This window comes from Streptomyces coffeae (assembly GCF_016741875.1).
In the GTDB taxonomy this organism is placed as follows: domain Bacteria; phylum Actinomycetota; class Actinomycetes; order Streptomycetales; family Streptomycetaceae; genus Streptomyces; species Streptomyces coffeae.
Genome location: NZ_JAERRF010000002.1, coordinates 174,638 through 197,255, shown reverse-complemented (window position 1 = coordinate 197,255; position 22,618 = coordinate 174,638). Strand labels below are relative to the sequence as shown.

At 67.3% G+C, this 22,618-nt stretch carries 16 protein-coding genes and 1 pseudogene; 7 read left to right on the top strand and 10 right to left on the bottom strand.

Going from position 1 to position 22,618, the window contains the following annotated elements:
• Nucleotides 1-6 precede the first annotated feature (6 nt).
• Both JK363_RS03225 and JK363_RS42080 read right to left on the bottom strand, forming a co-directional pair.
• Nucleotides 7-1,587 (bottom strand): TIGR02677 family protein, encoded by a 1,581-nt coding sequence (locus JK363_RS03225; RefSeq protein WP_201871232.1) that lies wholly within the window; start codon nucleotides 1,585-1,587, stop codon nucleotides 7-9.
• A gap of 303 nt (nucleotides 1,588-1,890) precedes the next feature.
• A pseudogene (locus JK363_RS42080) lies at nucleotides 1,891-2,072 on the bottom strand (DNA-binding protein); the annotation flags it as partial.
• Nucleotides 2,073-2,543: 471 nt separating this feature from the next.
• On the opposite strand from JK363_RS42080, the gene JK363_RS03220 reads away from it, so the two are divergent.
• The 3 genes from JK363_RS03220 (at nucleotide 2,544) to JK363_RS03210 (ending at nucleotide 5,863) form a co-directional block, all read left to right on the top strand.
• Entirely contained in the window at nucleotides 2,544-2,813 is a 270-nt protein-coding gene (locus JK363_RS03220; RefSeq protein WP_069866880.1) for a hypothetical protein, read from the top strand.
• A complete protein-coding gene (locus JK363_RS03215; RefSeq protein ID WP_201871231.1) occupies nucleotides 2,806-3,441 on the top strand; it encodes a DUF6879 family protein in 636 nt (211 codons plus the stop codon). Before JK363_RS03220 ends, JK363_RS03215 begins: the two co-directional genes overlap by 8 nt.
• Before the next feature lie 502 nt (nucleotides 3,442-3,943).
• Nucleotides 3,944-5,863, top strand: coding sequence for an ATP-binding protein (locus JK363_RS03210; protein ID WP_201871654.1), 1,920 nt, complete (start codon nucleotides 3,944-3,946; stop codon nucleotides 5,861-5,863).
• 39 nt (nucleotides 5,864-5,902) lie between these two features.
• On the opposite strand, the gene JK363_RS03205 is transcribed toward JK363_RS03210, so the two are convergent.
• Nucleotides 5,903-6,376 carry an ATP-binding protein gene (locus JK363_RS03205; RefSeq protein ID WP_201871230.1) on the bottom strand — a complete coding sequence of 158 codons (474 nt, stop codon included), beginning with the start codon at nucleotides 6,374-6,376 and terminating at the stop codon, nucleotides 5,903-5,905.
• Nucleotides 6,377-6,602: 226 nt separating this feature from the next.
• Between JK363_RS03205 and JK363_RS03200 the strand changes: the two genes are divergently transcribed.
• The 4 genes from JK363_RS03200 (at nucleotide 6,603) to JK363_RS03185 (ending at nucleotide 8,839) form a co-directional block, all read left to right on the top strand.
• The gene (locus JK363_RS03200) at nucleotides 6,603-7,394 is read left to right on the top strand and encodes a helix-turn-helix domain-containing protein (protein WP_307821578.1); all 792 of its coding nucleotides are present in this window, start codon (nucleotides 6,603-6,605) and stop codon (nucleotides 7,392-7,394) included.
• Nucleotides 7,391-7,585 (top strand): DUF397 domain-containing protein, encoded by a 195-nt coding sequence (locus tag JK363_RS03195; RefSeq protein WP_201871228.1) that lies wholly within the window; start codon nucleotides 7,391-7,393, stop codon nucleotides 7,583-7,585. Before JK363_RS03200 ends, JK363_RS03195 begins: the two co-directional genes overlap by 4 nt.
• A gap of 345 nt (nucleotides 7,586-7,930) precedes the next feature.
• A complete protein-coding gene (locus JK363_RS44575; RefSeq protein ID WP_372444701.1) occupies nucleotides 7,931-8,071 on the top strand; it encodes a hypothetical protein in 141 nt (46 codons plus the stop codon).
• A gap of 267 nt (nucleotides 8,072-8,338) precedes the next feature.
• Nucleotides 8,339-8,839, top strand: a complete 501-nt coding sequence (locus JK363_RS03185; protein ID WP_201871653.1) for a hypothetical protein — start codon at nucleotides 8,339-8,341, stop codon at nucleotides 8,837-8,839.
• A gap of 408 nt (nucleotides 8,840-9,247) precedes the next feature.
• Here the strand turns inward: JK363_RS03185 and JK363_RS03180 are convergent, their stop codons facing one another.
• The 7 genes from JK363_RS03180 to JK363_RS03150 form a co-directional block, all read right to left on the bottom strand.
• Entirely contained in the window at nucleotides 9,248-12,343 is a 3,096-nt protein-coding gene (locus JK363_RS03180; RefSeq protein WP_201871227.1) for a restriction endonuclease, read from the bottom strand.
• Nucleotides 12,344-14,338 carry a site-specific DNA-methyltransferase gene (locus JK363_RS03175; protein ID WP_201871226.1) on the bottom strand — a complete coding sequence of 665 codons (1,995 nt, stop codon included), beginning with the start codon at nucleotides 14,336-14,338 and terminating at the stop codon, nucleotides 12,344-12,346.
• 45 nt (nucleotides 14,339-14,383) lie between these two features.
• Nucleotides 14,384-15,145: a DUF4391 domain-containing protein gene (locus tag JK363_RS03170; protein WP_201871225.1), complete on the bottom strand. Its 762-nt coding sequence runs from the start codon at nucleotides 15,143-15,145 to the stop codon at nucleotides 14,384-14,386.
• Nucleotides 15,146-15,150: 5 nt separating this feature from the next.
• Nucleotides 15,151-18,327, bottom strand: coding sequence for a helicase-related protein (locus tag JK363_RS03165; protein ID WP_201871224.1), 3,177 nt, complete (start codon nucleotides 18,325-18,327; stop codon nucleotides 15,151-15,153).
• A gap of 277 nt (nucleotides 18,328-18,604) precedes the next feature.
• The gene (locus tag JK363_RS03160) at nucleotides 18,605-19,969 is read right to left on the bottom strand and encodes an AAA family ATPase (RefSeq protein ID WP_201871223.1); all 1,365 of its coding nucleotides are present in this window, start codon (nucleotides 19,967-19,969) and stop codon (nucleotides 18,605-18,607) included.
• Nucleotides 19,966-21,477: a hypothetical protein gene (locus JK363_RS03155; RefSeq protein ID WP_201871222.1), complete on the bottom strand. Its 1,512-nt coding sequence runs from the start codon at nucleotides 21,475-21,477 to the stop codon at nucleotides 19,966-19,968. Before JK363_RS03155 ends, JK363_RS03160 begins: the two co-directional genes overlap by 4 nt.
• Nucleotides 21,474-22,592: a hypothetical protein gene (locus tag JK363_RS03150; RefSeq protein ID WP_201871221.1), complete on the bottom strand. Its 1,119-nt coding sequence runs from the start codon at nucleotides 22,590-22,592 to the stop codon at nucleotides 21,474-21,476. The genes JK363_RS03155 and JK363_RS03150 overlap by 4 nt, the downstream gene beginning before the upstream one ends.
• Nucleotides 22,593-22,618 lie beyond the last annotated feature (26 nt).

Here is a 22,618-nt window from a genome sequence, read left to right as displayed (position 1 = left end):
ATCGTCTCAGCCGGTGCGTGGCGCTCCCGCGCGGCCGGGCCGGGTGAGGTCAGTGATCTCGACCAGGTGGTCGGGGCCGCGGAAGGTCCCGCCCGGCGTACGGATTTCGGCCGTCGTCCCGTCGGCGAGCGTTGTCAGCCGGATCTCCATCGAGCCGTCGTTGCTGGTCGCCACCGTGCTCGTCATGCCGGGCCGCCACGTGGCCAGGGCATCGCCGAGCAGCTGCAAGAAAAGCCCGAAGGCCACCGGGTCCAGTTCTCCCAGCGCGGACAACCGCGTGGTGTCGTCGGTCGCGAGCCGGGCACGGGCGGCGGCGGTCTCCTCCGCCTGCCTGGCGGCAATCTCGGCGAGCCGGTGTCGTTGCTCGGAGCGGTCCTGCACCCGGCGGGCCCGCCCGCGGCGTTCGTAGCTGCCGGTACGGCGCAGTTGCAGGCTGATCCGCAACGGCTCGGCCTCGGCCCACGACGTGGACGCGGGCACCGGACGGGCCGTGCGCTCGGCCAGCGTATCGGCGTCCACGGTCAGATGACGCGCGGAGTACAGACCGAAGGCGGCGCGCCACAGCCGGTGCCGCGCCTCGTCGTCCGGAGCCTCGGCGAACCAGCGGGCCAGGGTACGGAAGTCCGCGGACCGGTCCGAACGCCCGGCCCGCCGCTCGTTCAACTGCCTGACAACCGCCAGGAGCTGCGGGATCGCACCGAGGGCCCGCCCGCGCAGCAGCCGGGCCTGCGACTCACGGCCGTCCGCGGAGACGAACCAGGCGGTGAGCCCCGACCACTTCGCCGCCCACCGCTCATACGCCTGTTCCTCGGCGCTCTCGGCGTCCTCGGGCGCGGCGTCGGCCGCCTCACGGGCCGCCGCCAGCCGCAGCAGCACACCGGCCCGCCCGTCCTGCTCCAACTCGCCGATGAGCATCGCGATCCGCCCGCCCAGCGTGATCAGGTCCTGGATGAACCGCTCCAGGTACTGGATCAGCCGGTCCTTGTAGGCGAGGAACACCTCGACCTCCACACCGTGCAGATCCATGGTGCGCTGCAGCGACCCCATGAACGCCCGCGCGTTCTCCGCCAGCGCCTCGAACCGGCCCGACAGCGCCGACAGCGCCAGATGCGCCTTCGCCGCGTCCGGCCCGCCCTCCTCCCGGTCAGCCGCGATCACCATAAGGGCCCGCAGCTGCGTGACGATGTCGTGCAGCGCCACCGCCTGCAGTGCACCACGCCGCCCCAGCGCCTCGTCATACACCGACAACGCCTGCTCGGCGGCTTCCCCGGCCTGCGTGAGCTGGTAGATGAACCGCTTGCGGTAGAAGTCCTCGACCGCGGTGACCCGGGAGGTGTCCGGATCCGCCCGCAGATTGCCCCACTCCACGAGGCTGTCCAGAGCCTTCACCACCGCGTCCAGATCCAACGGCCGGTGCTCCGGCGGCAGCGCGGCGTGCACGTCCTCGGGCCGCAGATGCACCGCGAACCGCTCCTTCGCCGCGAGGAACGCATGCATTACCTGACGGTACAAAGCCGCGTTCGGCACGGTCAGATGGATGAACGGCGCGTGCTCGACGCCGCGCGGACCGGAAGGCTGTGACGTCATCGTCCCGGCATTCTCCCCGACGCGTACACCGCAGCGGAAATCCCCGCCGCGGGGATTGACAGGATGCTCTGCCGCATACGCGTCACACTCCTCATAGGCAGAGCGACCGATCGCTTGCAGACCACACTGACCTCCCACCGAGAGCAATGACGCGCCGCTTCGGCAGCCGGCTCCGCCGCCAGAAACATCGCTGGCCACGAAGAAGACCGTACGGCGCACCACTGACAGATCCGCCGGACGCAGCACCATTGCCGATTGCCGCCACGTGTAGGCGGTGAGGGCGCGGCTCGCCCACGTCCGAGGTCAGATCCTGATAAGGGTGACCCGGCTGCCGCACAGCGCGGCAAGGTCTTCGGGATCGGAGGTGAGGATGGTGACGGGCCCAGAGAGGCAAGGGCGGCGGCGCCGAGACATGGCGTCGATGCGTGCTCAGGCCCATGCAGGCCGGCGGCGAGAAGAGCGGCGGCGTGACGGGCGAGGGGCTTGCAGCGGAGAACGATGAAGAACGGGACCCAGTTGCATTGGGCGTCTGAGCTGGGCAGTCGCTGATCACGCGGGTTGAGGTGAGGGTGCCTTGGTGCAGGCCCCGGCTCAAGGGGACGCATGAAGGTAGAGGCCAACTCTTGTGCGCTCGTGATTCGGTTGGTTGTCCGGCTATCGGTAGATTGTTGGCAGACTGCCGTAGGTTCGAGTCTCCGGCGAGGGACCCAATAAATGGGGACAAACCGATCCATTGGTGGGCGGTGAGCTGGTGATCCAGACGGCCTTCCCGGTGCCGGTGACTCGAGCGGGCACGTAACCGACCGGCGCTCCGACCGCACGGGGAGCCGCCCCTGACGGCTTCCGTGCCACCAGCCCGGCGGCTCGACCGTGGGGCCAACCCTCTCACCTATGGGTGCGGCCCTGGATACAGTGGGTAGCCACAGCGTGCTTGAGCACCTCGACCGGAGGCAGACATGGCCCGTGCCTGGGAGGCTGACCCGTCCGCGTTATTCGAGCGTCGGCTGGGCAAGTCGGCCGAAGAGCTCGGGAACTCCGACGGCAATGACGAGTGTCCGGACATCTGGCAGCTCGACAACGGTGATGTGGCTGTGATCGGCCGGGATCTAACGGCCGTCTACGGCCCCCGCCTGCCGCAGGGCGTGAACCTCGCTCCGGATGAGCGGCTGGTCGTCATCCCGGGGAACATGCTCAGCGCGGCAAAGAAGGACATCCCCGATGCTTGACCTCCTCGCCCCCGATCTCGATCCCGAGCAGGGCGATCGGCTCACCCGCACCGCCTACAAGCAGGACTTCCGGCAACGGGAGGACGCGGTCAGTGACGGGAGTTCCTGGAAGCTGGAGCGCCGGCAGCACTTCGAGGAGCAGGGCAGTCCGAGCCGGGACGCCCTGCGTCGGGGTGACTGGGAGGAGGCGCTTCGGCTCCTCGCCGACCGGCGTGACACCTTGGCCGCGACCGCTGAAGAGGACGAGCGCAGGGGGTATGCCTTTCACCGTGTGCGGGTGGTCGAGAGCCCACTGACGCCGTATGTGCAGTGGGAACTCCACTCCCAGCGGCAGCGTGCGGAGTACGGGCAGCGGATCAGGGTCGTTCCCGCCGAACAGGTGGCCGCCTCGGAGGACACCGGCCTGCTTCCGGAAGTGGTTGTGCTGGGCGGCCGCACCCTCTTCCAAGTCCTGTACACCGAAGCAGGAGTTGCGAACGGCGCGATCCGCTACACCGACCGTGATCTTGTCGAGCGCTGGGAGAAGTACATCAAGGCGCTCTACGCGGTGGGTGAAGAGGTGATCTCCTACTTCGACCGTGAGGTGGCGCACCTTGATCCGCCGACGCTGAGCGCAGGAAGGGAGTAGGCCGATCGCAGCGCCAGGCGGAGGGGGCGAGCAGTCCGGCAGCACCCATTCCGAGCTGTCGGGATCCTCACGTGACGTCGTCCAGGCGAGGAATGTCCACGGAGGCATCCACTTTCACGCGCAGGACAAGCCGGACCCGGGAAGTTCCGCCAGCCCCACCCCACGCCAGTTACCGGCTGACGTACGCGGATTCGTCAACCGCACCGATGAGCTCGGCGAGCTGAACGCCGTTCTCACCAGCGAGGACGGCGGTCCGCTCGTCGTCTCGGTATACGTGATAGCCGGCACCGCTGGCGCTGGAAAGACATCGCTGGCACTGCGCTGGGCACACCAGGTCCGGGAACGATTCCCGGATGGTCAGCTGTACGCCAATCTGCGCGGCTACGACCCCGGAGAGCCGGTCGCGGCACGCGAGGCCCTGCACCGCTTGCTGACCTCGCTTGGCGTCCCGGCCGAAGCCGTACCGCAGGATCTCGACGCGGCCGCCGCGTTATACCGCTCGTTGCTGGCCGACCGCCGGGTACTGGTTGTCCTGGACAACGCGGCCACCGTCGGCCAGGTCAGGCCGTTGCTGCCGGGGAGCGCGCACAGCCTGGTGCTGGTCACCAGCCGTAGCCGTCTGTCCGGCCTCGCCATCCGGGACGGGGCCCGCCGGCTCACGCTTGGCGTGCTGCCGGAGCCGGAGGCGGTTGCCCTTCTGCGCGTCGTCACCGCGGGATACCGGCCGGTCGATGACGAACGGCAGCTCGCCGAATTGGCCCGGCTGTGCGCACGACTTCCGCTCGCTCTTCGTATAGCCGCGGAACGCGCCGCCACTCACCCCCACTTACGGCTGGACGACCTGATCGCCGACCTACGCGACGAATCGGCCCTCTGGGACGCCCTGAGCACTGGCGACGACGAGGAAGCCGAAGCCGTCCGCACCGTCTTCGCGTGGTCCTACCGCGCCCTGTCCGAGCAAGCCGCCCGTCTGTTCCGCCTGCTGGGCCTACACCCCGGCCCCGAATTCGGGCTACGGGCCGCCGCGGCCCTGGCAGGGTCGGCCAGCGCCAGTCGATCCCGGCAGCTGCTGGACTCTCTGGTCGGTGCTCATCTGCTGGAGCAGACCGCCCAGGACCGTTACCGGTTCCACGACCTTCTACGTGCCTACGCCATCGACCAAGCCCAGCACGAAGAGCTGTCGGCCGAGCGGGAGGCAGCTCTGCGCCGCGTGCTGGAGTGGTACCTGCACACTGCCGATGCCGCGCAGAGCTGGATCAACCCCGCCGAGGATCGCGTGACCCTCGCGCCTGCCCCGGATGACGTCAGCCCGCTGACGTTCTCCGAGTACGACGCTGCCGTGGACTGGGCCGAGCGGGAGCACGACAACCTCCTCCAGGCCGTACGTATGGCTGCCGATGCGGGGCATGATCGACTGGCGTGGCAGTTGGCCACAGTCCTGTGGAACGCGCAGTTCCCTTCCGTCTCAGGCACAAGCTGGCCGGCCGTGGGCCGCATCGGGCTGGAGGCAGCCGAACGGTTGGGGGAACGCGCCGCACAAGGCGCACTCCACACCTACCTCGGAATGGCCTACACCCGCCTCAACCGCCAGACCGAGAGCCTCGAATCCCACGAGAACGCGCTGATGATCCGGCGCGACCTGGGCGACCGCCTGGGCGAAGCACGCTCACTCAACCTGATCGGGCTGAACCACCTCCGCGGCAGACGACTCGACACCGCTGCCCGCTACTTCGAGCAGGCCATCTCCGCCTTCCAGGATCAGGACGCCGCCCATTGGGCCGCCACGGCGATGTCCAACCTCGCGACTACCCACTACCGCGCCGGGCGGCTTTCGGAGGCGGCGACCGTCATCGACCAAGCCCTGACAGCGCACCGGACTCTCGGCGATCAGCGTGGTGAGGGCAATATCCTGCGCGTGCTGAGCGACGTCCAACGCGAGCGGGGCGATGTCGAGGCATCCCTGGTCTCGGCCCAGGCCGCCCTCGATATCGCCCTCAGTCTCCGTAACCTGCGTCTGGAAGGCTTCTGGCTGCTGACCCTGGGCGATGCTCAGCAGGCGAAGGGCCAGTACGCCGAGGCTCTGACCTCCTACCAGCGGTCCGCCACACTCCACCGACGCCTCGCCGACCTCAGCCGAGAGGCGCTGGCCTGGCATGGCGTGGGCGAGGTCTACCGCCGCCTTGGACGTCAGGCGGAGGCGGCCGACTTCCACCGCCAGGCTGCCTCGGCGCACCGCGATCTCGGCGATGAGTGGCACCACGCGCTGGCCTTGGATGGTCTGGGCTCGGCCGTACTCGGCGAAGGCCCGGAGGAAGCCCACCGGCACTGGACACAGGCGCTGAGGTTGCTTGCCGACTTCGACGATCCTCGCGCAGCGGCGGTGCGTGAGGACATCGAACGTCGGCTGGCAGAAACAAGCTGAGTCAGGGGCTGACTTGGGCATGGGAGACGCCGGTACGGTTCAGGACGGGGAATCGGCGCTGAGCTGGATCTCGGCCCACACGGTCTTGCCCGACGGACGACGGGGCTCAACGCCCCACCGTGTTGCCAGTGACTCCACGATGAGCAGTCCTCGTCCGTGTTCTTCCCAGACGCCCGGGGGTGCCGCGGGGGCAGGGCCGGGAAGCCGCTCGCCCCGGCAGTCGGCGACCTCGATGCGCAAGGTGACTGGCCCGGTCATGGACTGCGTCAGGAAGAGAGCCAGGAGGAAGTCCCGCCCGGGTAGGCGACCGTGCTGCACGGCGTTGGCGGCAAGTTCGGCGACGAGCAGGGCGGCGGTATGCACCGATTCGTCATCGTGGTCCCAGCCACAGTCGGCGAGTTGTTGAACGGTGAGGCGGCGGGCGAGGCGTGCACCGCGCCGGGTGGCGCTGAGGCGCTGGCTGAATCGACGGGACTCTTGGACGAAGTGGGGAGGGTGAACTTCCTGCGTCATGTCACTGAGCGTGGCCGGACGCTCCTACGCTGACCAGGAAGACGGCCAGTACACAGCGTGCTGGTACCGGCACGGACGGCTGATCGTCAGGGGTGGCGGGCGTGACCGTACGGGCGTACGACATGGGGTGGTGACTCTGGTGAGGGATACGGCTTTCGGCCCGGACGGGGAACGGCGGCCCGAACCGCACGATGACACGGAAAGCGCGGCGGATCTCAATCGGGCCGTGGGCAAGCAGGTCAAACTGCTCCGGGAGCGGTCGGGTTGGACTCAGAAAGAGCTCGGCAACCGGCTCGGCTACAGCGAGGATCTGATCGCATCGCTGGAGCGCGGGCGTCGGACGCCGCAACCGGAGTTCCTGGATGCCGCGGATGACCTCCTCGGTGCGGATGGCTTGTTGAGCGCGACGAAGGAGGACATCGCGCAGGCGAAGGCCAAGGCGCGGGTGCGGCACCCGGCATGGTTCAGAGACTATGCGCGCTTGGAGGGAGAGGCTGTTGAGATCAACTTCTACAACAACCATGACATCCCGGGTCTGTTCCAGACCGAACGACGAGCATGGGCTCTGTACGAGATGCGCAAGCCGTTGCTGGACGAGGAGACGATCGAGCAACGCGTGACCTCCCGTATCGACCGCCAGAAGATCCTGACTCGCTGGCCGCCGCCCATGGTGACCGCGGTGGTGGAGGAGGCCGTGCTGCGGAGGCCGCTCGGTGGCTGGGAGGTACACAAGGAGCAGTTGGAACAGTTGCTTCTGCTGGGGCGGCTGCGCAACGTCGAACTTCAGGTGATGCCGACGGAGCGCACCGAGCACGCCGGCATGGGAGGACCCTTTACCCTGCTGACGCCCAAGGGGAAACCGCAGGTCGGATACATGGAGAGCCAGAACCATGCGCGACTGGCGACGGATGCCGAAGAGGTCCGTATCCTGGCCGCACGTTACGGCACCATCAGAGCCCAGGCGCTCACGCCACGTGAGTCCCTGGAACTGATCGAGAGGACGCAGACATCACGATGAGCACTGAGGATTCCGCACGACTCGCTTGGTTCAAGAGCAGCTACAGCGGCAACGAGGGTGGCGAATGTGTGGAGGTCGCCACGACTCCCGACGCCGTTCATGTGCGGGACTCCAAGGAGCCAATGAGGCCCCAACTCGTATTCACCCAGCAGAGCTGGGCAACGTTCGTAGCCTTCGCGACACGCCCCTGACGTACGAGGCGGGGATACGGCCAAGCGCCCCGTATCCCCGTGCCTGCCCACGGGGCAGCCCAGCACCGTCGCGATGGCGAGAGCGATCCGCTTGATCCTTCCGATCGCGTCCGTGACATCAGCATAGGAGATCTCACGTCGGCGCTTGAGGTGCCGTCCAACGGGTCCGCGTCGTGGCGATGGGGGCGTGGGACCTGCGCGGCCTGAGAAAGGGTTCCTGCCCGACGCCTCTGCACACGGCTCCGGAGGGCATGGGTCTGACGAATTTGCAGGTCTCTGAGTCACTGCGTCAGCAGATTCGAATCCGGCGATGTCGGCGAAGCGCTGCCGTCGGAGGCTACCCTTATGCACTTCCACAGGGTTTCTCGCAATACCGTCCGTCGTGCCCTCAAGGTGCTGAAGCCGATGGAGTCGTTGAGCCGGCTCCAGGTATCGGATGGCAGGTTGTCCGCAGCGGTGACCGACGCTCCCTCGCAGAGCGGATGATCGACTTGATCGCTCACGGACAGGTCCAGGCCGCGGGACCCACCCGTGAGGTGGAGCCGGAGACCATGCAACACGCGGACAGGGGCGGCGGCGTTCGCGTGGGAGGTCCTGGCCGCGGTGGCCTTTCGCGCCGCCGGAGCGGGCGCTCCGGGCAGCCGGGGCGCCGATCCCGTGTACGCCATCAACCAGGGAGACCGCGCGTCGCGCGGAAGATGTGGAAGTGGAGTCACAGGTGCGCTGGGCGGCCACCCCGGTATCGTGATCGGCATGCCGTCCACACACCTGCTGATCATCGGGGACCGCGCCGCACTGAGCTGGGTGGTGACTGCGCAGCGGATGGCCTTCCCCGCTGGGCGTTCCAAGGCGGCCCGAGCTCTGGAGGACGGCGACGAGATCTTTCTCTACACCACGCGGGGCTGCTTCAGGAACCCTACGCGAGACCTCGGCCGTGTCATCGGCCGGGCCCGGGTCGCTAGCCCGGTGAGAGTCCTGGAGGATCCGGTCGCCTTCGGCGAGCGCACCTTTACCGAGGGCTGCCGCCTGGAGGTGTCCGGCCTGGCGCGGTTCCGCGAGGGGGTGGTTCTGCGTGACCTTGTGCCGAGGCTTTCCGTGTTCCCTGATCCAGCCACGTGGAGCGTCCGCATGCGGAGGGCATCGCTGACCCTGCCGCCGGGCGACGCCGACCTGGTGCGTACAGAACTGGAACCGCTGTTGGTTTCCTACAGCCAGGCAGCTGAGGGCTACTGTTGGGAGCCGGCGTTGGCCTGATCCGACGGACCGGAGTGTCGCGGTCCGACTTCCGACTCTGCACAGGGTCGTGTCGCCGCGCTCGGCGGCACGCTCGAGATCGTCGCGCATTTCGGTGGCACCAGCGTCGTCATCGCCTGATAACCGTGCCCGAGGCCTGAATCTCGGGGACAACTCGACGCGATTCAGGACTCGTCGAGCATGGGGACGTACATCTGCGGGATGCCCCGGCGCTGGATCCATGTAATGATCCAGACATCGTTGGCCGTACGGGACTCCAAGGACGTGACGGGCCCGCACTTCGCTGTCGGCCGCGAGGAGTCCGGTTCGTGGGGCTCGCGACGGAGGCGTGAGGGGCGTAGGTGCTGACGGGCACCGAGCGGTGTACTGCGGGAGTGGTGCTGCCTGATCCCGCAGTACACCGTGACCTCAAGCGTCCCGTTCCATCACGGCGGTCGCCGCCTCGATGCCGTTGACGACTTCGTACTCGAGATCGTCTATCCCGGCGTCCCGCGTCACCGCGGCGAAGTGTCTGCGGGCGGAAACGATCTTTTTTTGTTCTTTGGGGCGCAGCAGTGCCAGCTCGTTGACGTCCTTGGTCTCGAAGACGATGTAGCGGCTGCCGTCGGTCCGTTCCACGGTCAGGGCCCAGTCGGGGTTGTAGTTCCCCAGAGGGGTCGGGATTTCAAACGAGGGTGGGAGCTTGACGAAGGTCTTGACCTCGGGGCGCTGCAGGAGTGCGAGCGCGAATTCCCTCTCCGGAGTCGAGTCGATGACCAGGTAGCGGTACACGGACTTCTCCTCGAACGAGACCGCGTTGCCGTCCGCGTCCGTGATGATGTTCCCTCCGGGGCCGGTGTAGCCGGCGAGGTCGGCCTGGTGGAACAGGCTGAGCGGGTACCGGCGGTCCGTTTCTGGGCGGGAGGCGTCCACCAGCTCGTAGCGCACCCCTTCGACCAGGAAGTGCTCCTTGGTGATGTTGAGTAGGCGGCCCACCTGGTCGATGTACGCCTGCGGATTGTTCCGGAACTGTGCGAGGGTGCCCGACTCGGTGAGGACATGGGCGAGCGTGGCACGGGTCAACTGGGTGCGGTCCGCGAGGACGGACAGGATGTCGGGCAGGTCTTCACTGTCCGCGTAGGTGACGTCCGTACGGCGCGTGGCCGCCGCTTCGGCGGTCAGGCCGCTCTGGTCTATGCGCTGAACGCGGTGCGTGAGCCACTCGCCGCGACGCTTGGGCACGGGGAGCATGGTGCGCAGCGCATTGACCATCGCGGCGCGCAGGTCGGTTTCGTCGACCTCGACGCGGTACTCCGTGCGGTGCCGGATGCGGTTCCACAGCTCCTGGAACTCGGGGCTGTCCAGCCGTTCCTGGACGACCGGCACCGCGATGCGTTCGCCAGCCTTCTTGATGTCGATCGGCTTGGCCAGGCGCTTGATGTGCCCGAGTACCGCCTTGGTCGCGGCCTCCGAATCCACGGCGTCGCCGACGATCTTCGTGAGTTTCGCGTCGCCGGTCTGCACGGCCTCGCGCAGGCTGTCCTGTGCCTTCCCCTTCGCGTCGACGTACCCTTCGAAGAACAGGGCCTGGTACAGCTGGTGCGCGGCGGCCGCGCCCACGGGGATGACGCTCCCGTCCTCGGCCTTGAAGGTCAGCCGTGCGAAGCCGTCCACGGTGACGACGCCGAACTGGATCCCCAGGTCGTCGGCCATCTCGCGCTGGAGGCGCTCGGCGAACTCCTCGTAGGACTCGTTCGCGATCACGGTAAGGCGGTTGGTGTCGAAGCCGTGCACGCGATTGCCGGACCCGTCCACGCACAGGCGCAGACCGCGCCCGATGGACTGGCGTCGCCACCGCTCGGTGCCCATGTTTCTCAGGACGCAGATCTGGAAGACGTTGGGGTTGTCCCAGCCCTCCTGCAGTGCGGAGTGGCTGAAGACGAACCGGATGGGGGTGCCGGGAGTGGTCAAGCCGACCTTGTCCCGCATGATCTGCTCATAGGCCAGACCGGCCTGCTGGCGCCCCTTGTCGGTGGTCTCCTTGGTGTCCACCAGCACCTCGGCGCCGCCCTTGCGGCGGTCCACGGAGAAGTACCCCTGGTGAGCTTCCTTTGCGACTTGGTCGGAGGGGGAGTCGCCCAGCAGGGTGTTGAACTCCGGCGCGGAGGCGATGCGCGTGTACTCCTCCTCGAAGATCCGCGCATACTCGCCTGGAAGAGCCTCCCCGTCGGGACCGTACTCACGGTACTTGGCCACGGAGTCGACGAAGATCAGGCTGAGTACCTTTATGTCGCGTCCGTGGACTGCGAACTCCTGCTCCTTGCGGAGGTGTTGTCGGATGGTCTGGGCGATCATCTGGCGGGCCCGCTCATCGATGCTGACCTCGGCACCGATGCTGTCGCCAACACCCAGCGGCTGCGCGACGGTGTCGAAGGAGATGCTCTGCTGCCCTTCGGCCGCGTTGATGGCGACCACCGTGAGATCCTTGTACAGGTCACGTCCGGTCACATCCGCGAGGTTGCTGCGTGACGCGGTGTCGATGGTGACGGCCTTGCGCTTGAGCTCGTTACCCTCCTCGACGTCCGCCTCGATGCGGGCCGTGATGGCTCCGGCCTTGCCGCGCTTCGCCCCCAGGAACTTGACGTACGGGGTCGTCCCGCTGGCCGAGGTGACCAGGGAGTCGACTTCAATCTGCTTGACCAGCTGCTTCTCGTAGGCGGCGATGGCGTCGAGACGGTAGATCAGGTTGGCTTTGTCGTCCTTCGGGTGGGTGGCCGAATAGCGCAGCGTGGCCAGGGCGTTGAAGTCCTCCAGCGCGCTGCGCCCCGCCCCCTTCTTCCTGCCGTTGCCGGTGTCCCCGTACACGCTCTGCGGCTCGTCGACGATGATGATCGGGTTCGTGGCCCGGATCAGATCGGCGGGCACCTCGAAGTCGAGGTCCTCGGCTGGCTGGTAGATCTTGTTGGCCTTCTTGTTGATCGCCGCGACGGTGACGATCATGATCTCGATGCTCGGCGAGGTGGCGAACGAGCGCACCCGGGACGGGTTGCCGCCGTCGAACTGGAAGAAGTTCATCGGCGGATTGCCGTACAGGGTCGCGAAGTGCTCACACAGCATCCCTATGGACGTCTCGACGCCCTCCTTGATGGCCACCGACGGCACCACAACCATGAACTTGGTGAATCCGTAACCCTGGTTGAGCTCGTAGATGGTCCGCAGGTAGGCGTACGTCTTGCCGGTGCCGGTCTCCATCTCGATGGTGAAGTTCATCGAGTCAAGCGTCGGCTCCGGGGCGAGACCGGTACGGTTCTGCACCTCGTGCAGGTTGGCGAGGATCGTCTCCCGGTCCAGGTGCAGCATGTTGCCGTACCCCAGGTCGGACAGCCCCTCGAAGCCGGCGTGCGCGGACGGATGCGCGTGCACGGTGAACTGGGAGGTCATGGCCTCTTGCCCCTTGAACAGGCCCGTGACCGCGTCGATGGCCTGACGCTGGTAGTCGAGGTCCGCGTCGAAGGAGAACTTCATTCAGATGCTCCGCAGCGTGGTGAAGCCGGCCTGCCTGAGCGCGGCGGCGAAGTTGAGTTTCGTGGCGGAGTCGACGAAGCCGGTGTCGCGGACGACGACCGTGGTGTCGGCGTCGCCCGGCTCCTCGTCGCGCCAGGCCTCCAGAGCCTTGGCGACCTCGTTCGCCCGGTCGATCGTGATGTCGGAACCGAAGTACGCAAACAGCGTGCCCGCCAGGTTGTACAGCGGGCTGTCGGCGACCTCGCGCATCTCCAGCGGCGTGGTCAGCTCCACGCCCATGCGGAGCATCATCTCGACCAGCAGATCGTCCGCGGTACGCCCGCCCACGAGGTTGTCCACTGCTTCGAGCAGGTCCAGCTGGTCGGGTGTCCCGTCCCAGGGCTTCAGATTGCTGGAGGCCAGGCTGTACGACCGGAAGCCGGTGTCGATGGGTGTGGCGTCGGGGCTCTGCTGGGACACGATCTGCTTGCCCGCACGGCGGAGGCGTTCGCGGGTGACGTCCGCGATCGTGTCGTGGCCGTCCTTGCCTTCGATCCGCTCATCGAGCTGGACGAGGATATAGCGACGGTTGCCACCGTCGGCGGCGTTGAGGTCCATGACGGCGTGGCCGGTGGAGCCTGATCCTGCAAAGAAGTCAAGGAAAACTGCATTAGGATTTCGGATTGAGGCAATGTCAAGCCATCTGGCCACGACGTTGACATCCTTGGGGAACGGGAAAACGTCCTCACCTAGGAGCTTCACCAAGGCCTTCCCCGCCGCAGTTCGCTCTTGACTGAAGACTGATTCCGCCACTTGGTCGGACATCTCATCCAGGAAGATCTTTCCGCGGGGGATCTTTGTTTCGTCATCACCGAAAGAGATACGCCCCTCGCTGATCATCTGACGAGCGGATTCTTCCGTCATAGCCCACCCGCGCTGAGGTCGAGTGACAGCCTTGCCGGTAACGGGGTGGTGGATGTCGTAAATTCCGCTCGCGCGAAGATTCGGAGAAGAAAGGTCGCGATCAGCGTTGTACGGACGTCCGGTCGATTCATCAAGATTTGCGAATCTTAGAACGCCTGCCGTCGCCCCCATCTTCTCCATGCTCTTGAGGAATTTCCTATAGGCTTCATTGGCGGCCTTCTTGTCCCCGTGGGACGACCAAATTTTGGCAGCGCGTGCCAGAATTTCATCAACGCCGGGCTTCTTTTCTCGCCATCGAACATCCCCTTGACGTAGAGCCCCCTCGTTCTTTGCATAAATGAGCATGTAGTCATGCCCCACAGAAACGTACCGCGAGTCGTTCTTTCGGCCGCCCTGCCAAATGATGCTGGCGATGAAGTTTTCCGCTCCAAAGATCCGGTCCATGAGAAGCTTGAGGCGTGCGTGCTCGGTGTCGTCAATGGCGACGATGATGGCGCCAGTTTCCTTAAGCAGATGGTGGGCTACGAGAAGGCGCGGGTACATCATCGAGAGCCACTTTGTATGCAACGAGGCGCCGACCTTGCGGTCCTGGATCCGGTCAGATCCCATGCCTGTCTGGAGCACTCCATCGTCGTCGCGCTGACCCGCTGCTGTCTCGTGCTCGACCCGGGAGGTGGTGTGCTTGTCCTCGTAGACGAAGTCGTTGCCCGTGTTGTAGGGCGGGTCGATGTAGATCACGTCGACCGTGTTGGTGTACCCGCGTCGCAGCAGCCGCAACACCTCGAGGTTGTCGCCCTCGATCACGATGTTGCGGGTGTTGTCCCAGTCCACGGACTTCTCGGGCTTCGGCAGGAGCGTGCCTGTCGCCGGGAGGGTGGACAGGCGCCGAGCCTCGGCCATGCCCGGCCAGCGCAGGCCGAACGCCTCGGCGGTCGTGGGGGCGGCACTCTCGCCCAGCAAGTCCCGGAGGGCCTCGACGTCGACGGCACCGTCGACGACGGCGTCGGGGAAAAGGCGGGCCAGTACATCGAGGTTCGACTTGGCCTCGCCGGGGCCGGTCAGGTCGTCAACCGGTTCGAAGTCCAGGCTCACGGGTGATGTCCCTCTTATGTGGGTAGGTAATGATTTTCGGGCTGCTCAGACGGTGTCGTGTTCGCCGTCGGCACTGTATAGGGTGCCTCTGACATGTCTGATCTGTGCACGTAGCGTCCGCGCCGCCGTGTTCAGATCGATGCGCTGCTGCTGGTTCTTCGCACGTTTCGCGTCCTTTATGACCGTAACCAGTTCGCTCTCCAGGTCGGTCAGCCGTCGGCGCAGCGCGATGGCGTCCGCCGCCTGCAGGGCGGTTCCGGCCGGGCGGCCATCAGCGGCGGCGGTGCGCACGAGGTCGCGGTACAGCGCCCACATGTCCGTGCGGTCGAGCCGGTCCAGATGCAGGGCGCCCGGTTTGATGTCCTCGGCCGTCACCATGACGTGCTCGTCTATCACGGAGGTCGACCGGGTGGGGTCCGTGCGGCTGACGTGGCTGAGCGCCAGCGAGAGTGCCATGGTGCCGTCGGGCATGTTCGCGAACAGCACCACCGGCTTGGCCATGCTCCGGTGGACGAGTTCGGCCACGCGGGTCCTGTCGGATGCCGAGGTCTTGTCGGCAAGGAAGGCCTCGAGCACAGGGACATCGACGACGGCACGCTCGCCGTCCTGGTACCTGGGCACCTGGATGGTCTCCGGACGCAGGATGCCGACCAGTTGAGCCGAGGCTACCGCCATGATGATCAGACGGGCGTCGGCGGGGGCCTGGTCCTCGAACTGGGCGGCGAGCAGCTTCTTCGTGACGCGATGCTGCTGTCGTGCTTTGTCGGGCAGAGCCAGCAGGTCGGCACCGGCGTACTCGTGGGGCATGTCACTCACGGCAGCACCGCCAGCCATGCGATCAAGTCCACGGCCTCCAGACCGGGCGCAGCGGTCTCTGTCCCCAGCTGTGAGGGACCCGCCGAGAACAGGGAGGCCACCATGCTCTCCTCGGCTTTGCCAGAAGCTGCTCGGACCGCCCCGTCCAGAAGGCCGCGGTAGTGCTGCATGGACCTGCCCGACCTGGTCACCCGGTCGAACTCCGCGAGGACGGGGGCGTCGGGTTCGGTGTTGCCCAGGCAGTGGTGGCGCAGGACGTCGAGGGCCAGTTTGGGTTCCTCGATCTCGTGGGCGAGGCTGCCGTCGTCGGTCACATAGGCGAGCACGTACGGTGCCAGCGGGTACGCCTCGGAGAAGGCGAACGCGTCGTCCCGCACGCGCAGGAGGAAGACCGCTCCGGGAGCGAGCCCGTCGTCGGCGAGAGTCTTGTCGAAGCGAGTGACGCCGAAGAGGGCCAGTGGCCATCCGGTGATCTCCTGAAGCTCTCCCCGCGCACGGGCGGCGGCGTCCATCCGGAAGTCGGAGAGGGTCAGGTCGGTGATGCTCAGACCACCGGCGAGGTCCTCCATGGTGGGAGCGGCCTGCTGCATCTGCTGCAGTTGCTTTCGCCGGTAGTCGAGGTCGTTCATGTCACCGGACGTGACGTCCAGAACGTTCTCCTCACCGGTTGCGGAGACGTCTAGCAGGGTCATGCGGCTGGACACACGCGCCTCGAGGTTGATGTAGGCGTCCAGGTCCATGTTCGGCCAGAAATTGACGAGTTGGACACTCGTGTTGGTGGTGCCCAGGCGGTCGACGCGGCCGAAACGCTGGACGATGCGCACCGGGTTCCAGTGGATGTCGTAGTTGATCACCGTGTCGCAGTCCTGGAGGTTCTGGCCCTCCGAGATGGTGTCCGTGGCGATCACGATGTCGATCTGCGGGTCGTCCGGGTCGCCGTCCTTGGAACGCGGTGAGAACGCGGTAAGGACGTCGACCATGTGGACACGTCTCATCGGGAGGGTGGTCCGGGTGCTCTGACCGGTGATCAGGGCCACGTGCACGCCCAGTTCGTCGCGCGCCCAAGGGGCCACATACTCGTACAGGTACTCGGCGGTGTCGCTGAACGCAGTGAACACCAACGCCTTGCGGTTGCCGTTGTTGGTGGGCCGCTCGACTTTGTCGCGCAGGAACCGCCGGAGTTCGGCCAGTTTGGCGTCACGGTCGGCATCGACCGCCGTCACCTCGGCGAGCAGGGCGGCCACAGTGTCCCGGTCCTGTTCGAGTTCCTGCCGCCATCGCACGCGGTCGATGTCGGCGAGGAAGACCTTCACGCTGCCGCCGACGGTGTCCTCGAACTGGGGGTCGTCCAGGTCGATCTTCTCCAGGTCGGTGAAACTGTCGATGGACGTTCCCTCAGTCCCGGTCGCCTCGTAGGCGTCGATGCTGGCGATCGCCCCCTCCATGGTTGCGAGGATCTTGCCGAGCGTCTTGCCTAGGGAGTTGACCGACGATTCCAAGCGCTTGAGTAGACCTACTCGCAGCAGATGGACCACGTTGTTCTCACGGTCTGTCTGCCGCCACACGCGCTGGCCGCCCGTGCGTACCTTCTGGTCGTACAGGACCGCGTACTTGCTCTCGTGCCTCGCGCTGACGTACGAGGTGGGCTTGTAGGCCGCCAGGTTCAGGCGCAGGATCGACCGGTTGATCTCCTCCAGCGGGATCATCCTGTCTGCCGTGTCGATGGGCGGGGTCAGGTTGACCGGAGCCAGGCGGGTGGGGAACTTCCCGACGTCCTTGGTGCCGTAGTACTTCTCAATGTGCTTGCGGGAGCGGGCGATCGTGACCAGGTCCAGCAGTCGGATGTAATCCATGCCGAGCGTACCGACCAGGGACTTCGTGCTCCGGGTGGCTGCGGGAAGGCGCTGCCACTCTCTGAAGTGCCTCTGCGCCTTGTTCAGTGTGGTCTCGATACTTCTGATCCCGTCTGGGGCCAGTGCCCGGTCGTCTCCCTCGGTGGCGAACAGGACCTGGTTCTTCAGGTCGGCCAGGCGCGTGCTCACGGGCGTCGCGCTGAGCATGAGGACCTTGGTCCTGACACCGGACCTGAAGACCTCGTCCATGAGGCGCTCGTACCGGGTCGTCCGTCCCTTTACCTGCGGGTTGTTGCGGAAGTTGTGGGACTCGTCGATCACGACGAGGTCGTAGTTGCCCCAGTTGACGTTCGCCAGGTCGATGTCCCCCGACAGTCCGGAGGTCCGGCTGAGGTCGGTGTGGTTGAGGACGTCGTAGTGGAAGCGGTCCGCTGCCAGCGGGTTGCGCCTGTCGTTGCCGCGATAGATGGTCCAGTTCTCCCGCAGCCGCTTGGGCGCGAGGACGAGGACACGGTCGTTGCGCAGCTCGTAGTACTTGATGACGGCGAGTGCCTCGAAGGTCTTTCCCAGGCCCACACTGTCGGCGATGATGCAGCCGTTATGGCGCTCGAGTTTCTCGATCGCGCCCAGCACGCCGTCACGCTGGAACTTGTAGAGTTTGTTCCACACGACGGAGTCGTAGAAGCCCGTTCTTCCGCGCTCGGCGGTTTCCTCGCCGGCCTCCTCGACGAAGTCCTTGAACAGGGACGTAAGGATGCGCAGGTAGACGGACTCGGGAGCCCTGTCCTCGAAGAGGGCCCAGGCGGCGTTGAGGAACTTCTCTTGGAGGGCTCTGCTGGTCGCGTCGTCGTGCCACATACGCTCGAAGCGGACCACGGTCTGCGCCACCTTGTCCGCGTCCGTGGTCTCCAGGGGGAAGTACAGGTCCTGGGACGCCACCAGGCCGAGGCTCTCGGCCTCAAGGCCCGCGCCGTCGACGACATAAGGGAACGGCCCATCGACGCTCGTCCAGGTCCCGCGGGTGCGCCGCTTGAGCGCTCGCGTTTCGAGACGCTCTTCGGCCCAGGTCACGAACGCGCGGGCGATGCGGTGCTGGTCAAGCCGGGCGCGTTGGAGATTTTCCTCCTCGAGGCCGTTCAGGGCGAAGTCATCGAGACTGTGGCCGTGCAGGAGCAGGCGCAGGCCGACATCGGATAACTCCTCCTGGAGCGCCTCGTAGACGAACACGGAGAATGACTCCGACAGCGAGTCCAGACGCGTGGCGCCGGTCAGATGCTTGCGCAACCGGTCGATCGTGCGGCCCGCTTCGCTGGGGACCATGAAAACGGAACCTCCGGGGTGGACGTGGATTTACTGTCGTAGGTCACACCGGGTGACCGGTGATCGACATGAGGTCTCGCTTGGTCGGCGCCTCTGGAAGCCGTTTCCCCGTCGGCTGCCCCCGCTCGTCCAGTTCCCAGTGCCAAGTTGGCTCCGTGTACGGCGAATTGATGATCGGGTTCTGATCACTGCTGCCATGCTCTAGATATCCCCCTCACACCCCATCTGCGTGGACCGTACATCCTGCCACTGACATTGAGACCCATTCGTCAGCTGGTCATGTCGCCCGCACCCTATGCTCCCCCCGCTCCAGATGCCCCATGACCACCTGATGCGCCCGCCACCCGTCCGGGAATTTCGGCGGTACGTCCAGGTACACGGGGCTACTGCGCGGATGCCGGTCCAGCAGGTCGCGGATGCCGGCGCGGGCCACCACGATGCAGGCGAAGCGGTGCCGGGAGAGCAGGACGCACAGGCGGCCCGTTTCCAGGTGGAAGGCGGAGGCGTCCTGGCGGCCGGACAGCGGGTGCCAGACCAGGGTGACGTCGAACTCGCGGCCCTGGAGGCGGTTGGCGGTGTCCACGGTGATGCCGGTCAGGCCGCGGGCGGTGAGGCGGGAGCGGACCGCGTCCGCCTGCACGGTGCGTGCCGTGCCGATCGCGATGCGGTCCGCGGTCAGAGGCTCGCCGTTGACCAGCGCACCGCGCTCCAGTAGCCGGGCCGCCGTCGCCGCGAGGGCATCCGCCACCTCCGGGTCCTGGTCGAGGGTGTGGCGGGCGGGGAGTTCCAGGTGGCCCCAGCCGGAGTCGGTGGCCCGGGCGAGGACGTCGTCCAGCGGGCCGGAGCCGTGGGACAGGCTGGCGTACGACAGCACGCGCTCCGGTGCCGTCGTGCCGGGGACGAACCGGTAGAAGGGGTAGAAGGCCTGCTCGACCAGGGGTGCCGCCGTCTCCGGAAGCCGCCAGGAGACGGGAAGCTGGTGGCGGACGAGATCGGGGTTGTGGGCGAGGGTGACGTCGACCGCGTTGCGCAGGGGGTCCCAGGTCAGGCCGTGCCAGCGGTCGGTCTCCACGGTGGCGAAGGGGTCGAGCTGGCCGGGGTCGCCGACAAAGAGGACTTGCGAGTCGTCCTGGGCGAACAGCGGGGCCGTCGCCAGGAGCCCGTCCGAGCGCATCTGGTACGCCTCGTCGACGATGGCCCACCGCCAGGGCGCGCACTTGTCCGGGGTGACGAACGACCACTTCTTCGCGGTGGACACCACGACGGGCAGGTCGCGCAGGTCCGTCACCTGGCTGCTTCCGGTGACGTTGGGGTGCCGGGTGACGCGGGGCGGGAGGATGTGGCCGCCGGCGTGGAGGCGGCCGAGCGCCAGGCCGGGGTGTTCCCGCGCGATGCGGTCCACGAGGTCGTCGACCTGCTCGTTGGTCTGCGCGACGATCACGAGCTGGTGGCCCGCGGAAGTCAGGTGCCCGGTGGCCTTCACCACCAGCGTGGACTTCCCGGCTCCGGGAGGCGAGTCCACCACGACGCCCCGGCCGGGCGCGGTGTCGAGGCTGGTCAGGATCCCCGTGACCGCCCGGTCCGCGCGTTCGCCGGGGGTGAGGGCTTCGGGCTCCTCGGTGCCGGGAAGGAGGGCGGTCACTCCCAGGTCTCCTCTGCGTCCTCGTCGGTGGGTTCGTACGGCTGAGGCGGACCGCCGTGGGTCCAGGGGGTGTTCTCCTCGTCGGGCAGGGCGGACGGCATGGCCGTGGGGTTGAGCGTGGTGTACGTCAGTTCCTCGCCGGTCTCCGCGAGGGTGCCGGCCGGTGCCGGAGGCTTGCGCTTGTTCGCGAAGCCGCCCTTGAGCTGGAGCACCACGGTGTGGCCGCCGTCGTCTTCCTGTCGTACTTCGTGGATCCGGGCTCCTTGGCTGGGCCGGGCGGGGGACTTCACCTCTGTGCCGACCGAGAGACCGACGCGGGTGTCGGTGCGGAGGGTGATTGTCGGACGCCACACCTGAGAGCCGGGACGGTCGCCGGGGACGAAGCGGTCCTCGTCCCTGGCCGTCACCGTGCCTGTGAACGCCTCGCCGGTCAGCTCGTACTCCGCCAGCACCAGCGGATCGTCGTACGCGCGCTCCGCCTCGTAGCGGGCGACCGCGTCCTCCAGCCGGGCCAGGCGGCGGGCGGCTCTGACGGCCTGGTCGCGTCGGGCCTGCGGGCGGCCGTCGGCGTCCAGGTACTCGGCGTACTCGGAGAACCAGCGCCGATCTCGGGACCAGCGGTCGGGGACGTGGGCACCCTCTGGCAAATCGCGGAGCAGCTCCACGCCGCGCCACATCAGCCGCCAGGTGGGCAGCATCTGGCCGCTCAAATCACGGTCGATCTGGCGGCCGACCGCCTCGCGTCCGCGGTCGTCGGACGCCTTGTCGTAGCGCGTCATCAGTTCGTGGAGCGTCCGGTCGAAGATTGGATCCGTGGACGGACCGGCCAGCGGCCACACGGCCCGGTCCTCCGCCTCGCGCGCCGCCCGCGCGCCGTCGCTGTCCTCCGGCGGATCGATCCAGGCGAGCAGGGACGCGAGGTGGGAGTCCTCGGAAGGGCTCTGGCCCGTGGCCCAGTGCGCGGCGAGCAGCCGGGTCATCGAGAGCAGCACACCGGAGTCCGGAAACTCGGCCAGCTCCGCGCACCAGGTCAGCCACTTGCCGAGGGCCGGCACGGACGGGTCGACCGCGTACGGCCCCTCGGTGGCGCGCAGTCTCGTCAGACGGCCGAGCAGGCGCACGTACGCGATGCCCTGGCCGTTCGGCACGAGGAGCTGCGGGGCCCGCTGGAAGCGCAGACGTTCCTCCTTTTCCTTGCCGCGGCCGACGGTGTAGGGCTCCGTCTCCGTCCGGCACCCGTCGATGTACGCGAGGAGGAGTGCGGCGAGGCGCTCGGCGAACCGGAAGCGTTCGGCGCGATTGCGCGGCTGACGGACGGTGAGGAGGGTCGGGTGCTCGGGGTCCGTACCCGCGAGCGCGGCCAGGGGCGCGCACGCCTCGCCGGCCAGGGTGAGCGGCACCAGGACGAACGGCTTCGCGTCCAGGTGCTGGTGGCGGACGGTCGTCAGCCGCTCGGCACGGCCGGAGCGGGACGCCGTGAGCGTCGCGACGGTGGACAGGACGCTCATGCGGCCCCCCGGCGGAGTCGGCGCAGCCGGGCGGCGGCGCGCACAAGGTCGGCGGCTTCCTCCTCGGCCTCTCCCGGGGCGGCGACGCCGTCCAGGTAGTCGAGTGCGGTGCGGGTGGAGTCGATGCCCGGCAGGTCGTTGCGCACGCCGTTGCCCAGGCGGGCCGGCGAGGCGCATCCGTCGGCCTCGTCGCGGCAGTAGCGTGCCATTTCGCAGAAGGACAGGCAGGAGGGCGTGTACGACGCGTCCAACGCCTCTATGGAGGGGGAGAGTTCGTCCGCGCTTTGGGTCGTGTCCAGGGTCGCCGTCTCGGGGAGCCGGACTGCGAGGTCCTCGGCGCGCCGCAGCCGCGAGAGCTGGAACTGGAGGGCGTCGAGTTCCTGCCGGAGGTCGATCAGGCGGCCGTAGGGGCGGTTGGAGAAGTCCTTGGGGCAGACGAGCAGGAACTTGTGGGAGATCTGCTCGGTGGGCAGCCCGGCGGTGTCGAAGGCGCGACGGAGGGCGAGGACGTACACCGCGGCCTGCTTGGCCGCCTCGGCGACGGCGGTCGGGTTGGCCTGGCCGTCGATCGCCGCGAACGAGCGGATCAGGACGACGTGGAACTTTCCCTCGATGCGGTGGGTGAGCGCGTCCGGCTCCAAGTACGCCGTCTGACCGGCGACTTCGAGGGTGAGCACGGGGCGGTCGAGGATGAGCCGGACGTCCTGGCCGGAGGCCACGTGCGCGATGAGGCGGCGGGTCTCCCGCTCGCGCACGTGCAGGGCCGTGTTGCCCCCCACCTCGTTGAGGTCGGTGACATGGGCCTCTGCCACGGGGACGGAGAGCTGCTCGCGCAGCAGCCGGATGAGCTCGGCGTAGCCACCCCACTTCACGAGGCCGTGGAACGCCTGTTCGCGGGCGAGGGCGAAGGGTGACTGGCCGAAGCGCGGCTCGTATCCGACCTGCTGGGCGAGCAGTGCCTTGTCCACCCCGGCGGCGTCGAGGACGGCGCGGCGGGCGCAGGCGGGATTGGCGGTCAGGGCGGTGATCTTGCGGGCGGTGTACGGCTGAGGGGGCTGCGGCCCGCGCAGACGCGCGAGTCGGTTGTCGGGAGGTTCGGACTGCTGCGTGGGCATCGTCTCTACTTCGGGAACGTCTTCGG

Excerpts from the sequence above, each read along its gene's own strand:
- JK363_RS03225 (WP_201871232.1), bottom strand. The coding sequence starts at position 1,587 with ATGACGTCACAGCCTTCCGGTCCGCGCGGCGTCGAGCACGCGCCGTTC.
- JK363_RS03220 (WP_069866880.1), top strand. The coding sequence starts at position 2,544 with ATGGCCCGTGCCTGGGAGGCTGACCCGTCCGCGTTATTCGAGCGTCGG.
- JK363_RS03215 (WP_201871231.1), top strand. The coding sequence starts at position 2,806 with ATGCTTGACCTCCTCGCCCCCGATCTCGATCCCGAGCAGGGCGATCGG.
- JK363_RS03205 (WP_201871230.1), bottom strand. The coding sequence starts at position 6,376 with ATGACGCAGGAAGTTCACCCTCCCCACTTCGTCCAAGAGTCCCGTCGA.
- JK363_RS03195 (WP_201871228.1), top strand. The coding sequence starts at position 7,391 with ATGAGCACTGAGGATTCCGCACGACTCGCTTGGTTCAAGAGCAGCTAC.
- JK363_RS44575 (WP_372444701.1), top strand. The coding sequence starts at position 7,931 with ATGCACTTCCACAGGGTTTCTCGCAATACCGTCCGTCGTGCCCTCAAG.
- JK363_RS03185 (WP_201871653.1), top strand. The coding sequence starts at position 8,339 with ATGCCGTCCACACACCTGCTGATCATCGGGGACCGCGCCGCACTGAGC.
- JK363_RS03180 (WP_201871227.1), bottom strand. The coding sequence starts at position 12,343 with ATGAAGTTCTCCTTCGACGCGGACCTCGACTACCAGCGTCAGGCCATC.
- JK363_RS03170 (WP_201871225.1), bottom strand. The coding sequence starts at position 15,145 with ATGCCCCACGAGTACGCCGGTGCCGACCTGCTGGCTCTGCCCGACAAA.
- JK363_RS03165 (WP_201871224.1), bottom strand. The coding sequence starts at position 18,327 with ATGGTCCCCAGCGAAGCGGGCCGCACGATCGACCGGTTGCGCAAGCAT.
- JK363_RS03155 (WP_201871222.1), bottom strand. The coding sequence starts at position 21,477 with ATGAGCGTCCTGTCCACCGTCGCGACGCTCACGGCGTCCCGCTCCGGC.
- JK363_RS03150 (WP_201871221.1), bottom strand. The coding sequence starts at position 22,592 with ATGCCCACGCAGCAGTCCGAACCTCCCGACAACCGACTCGCGCGTCTG.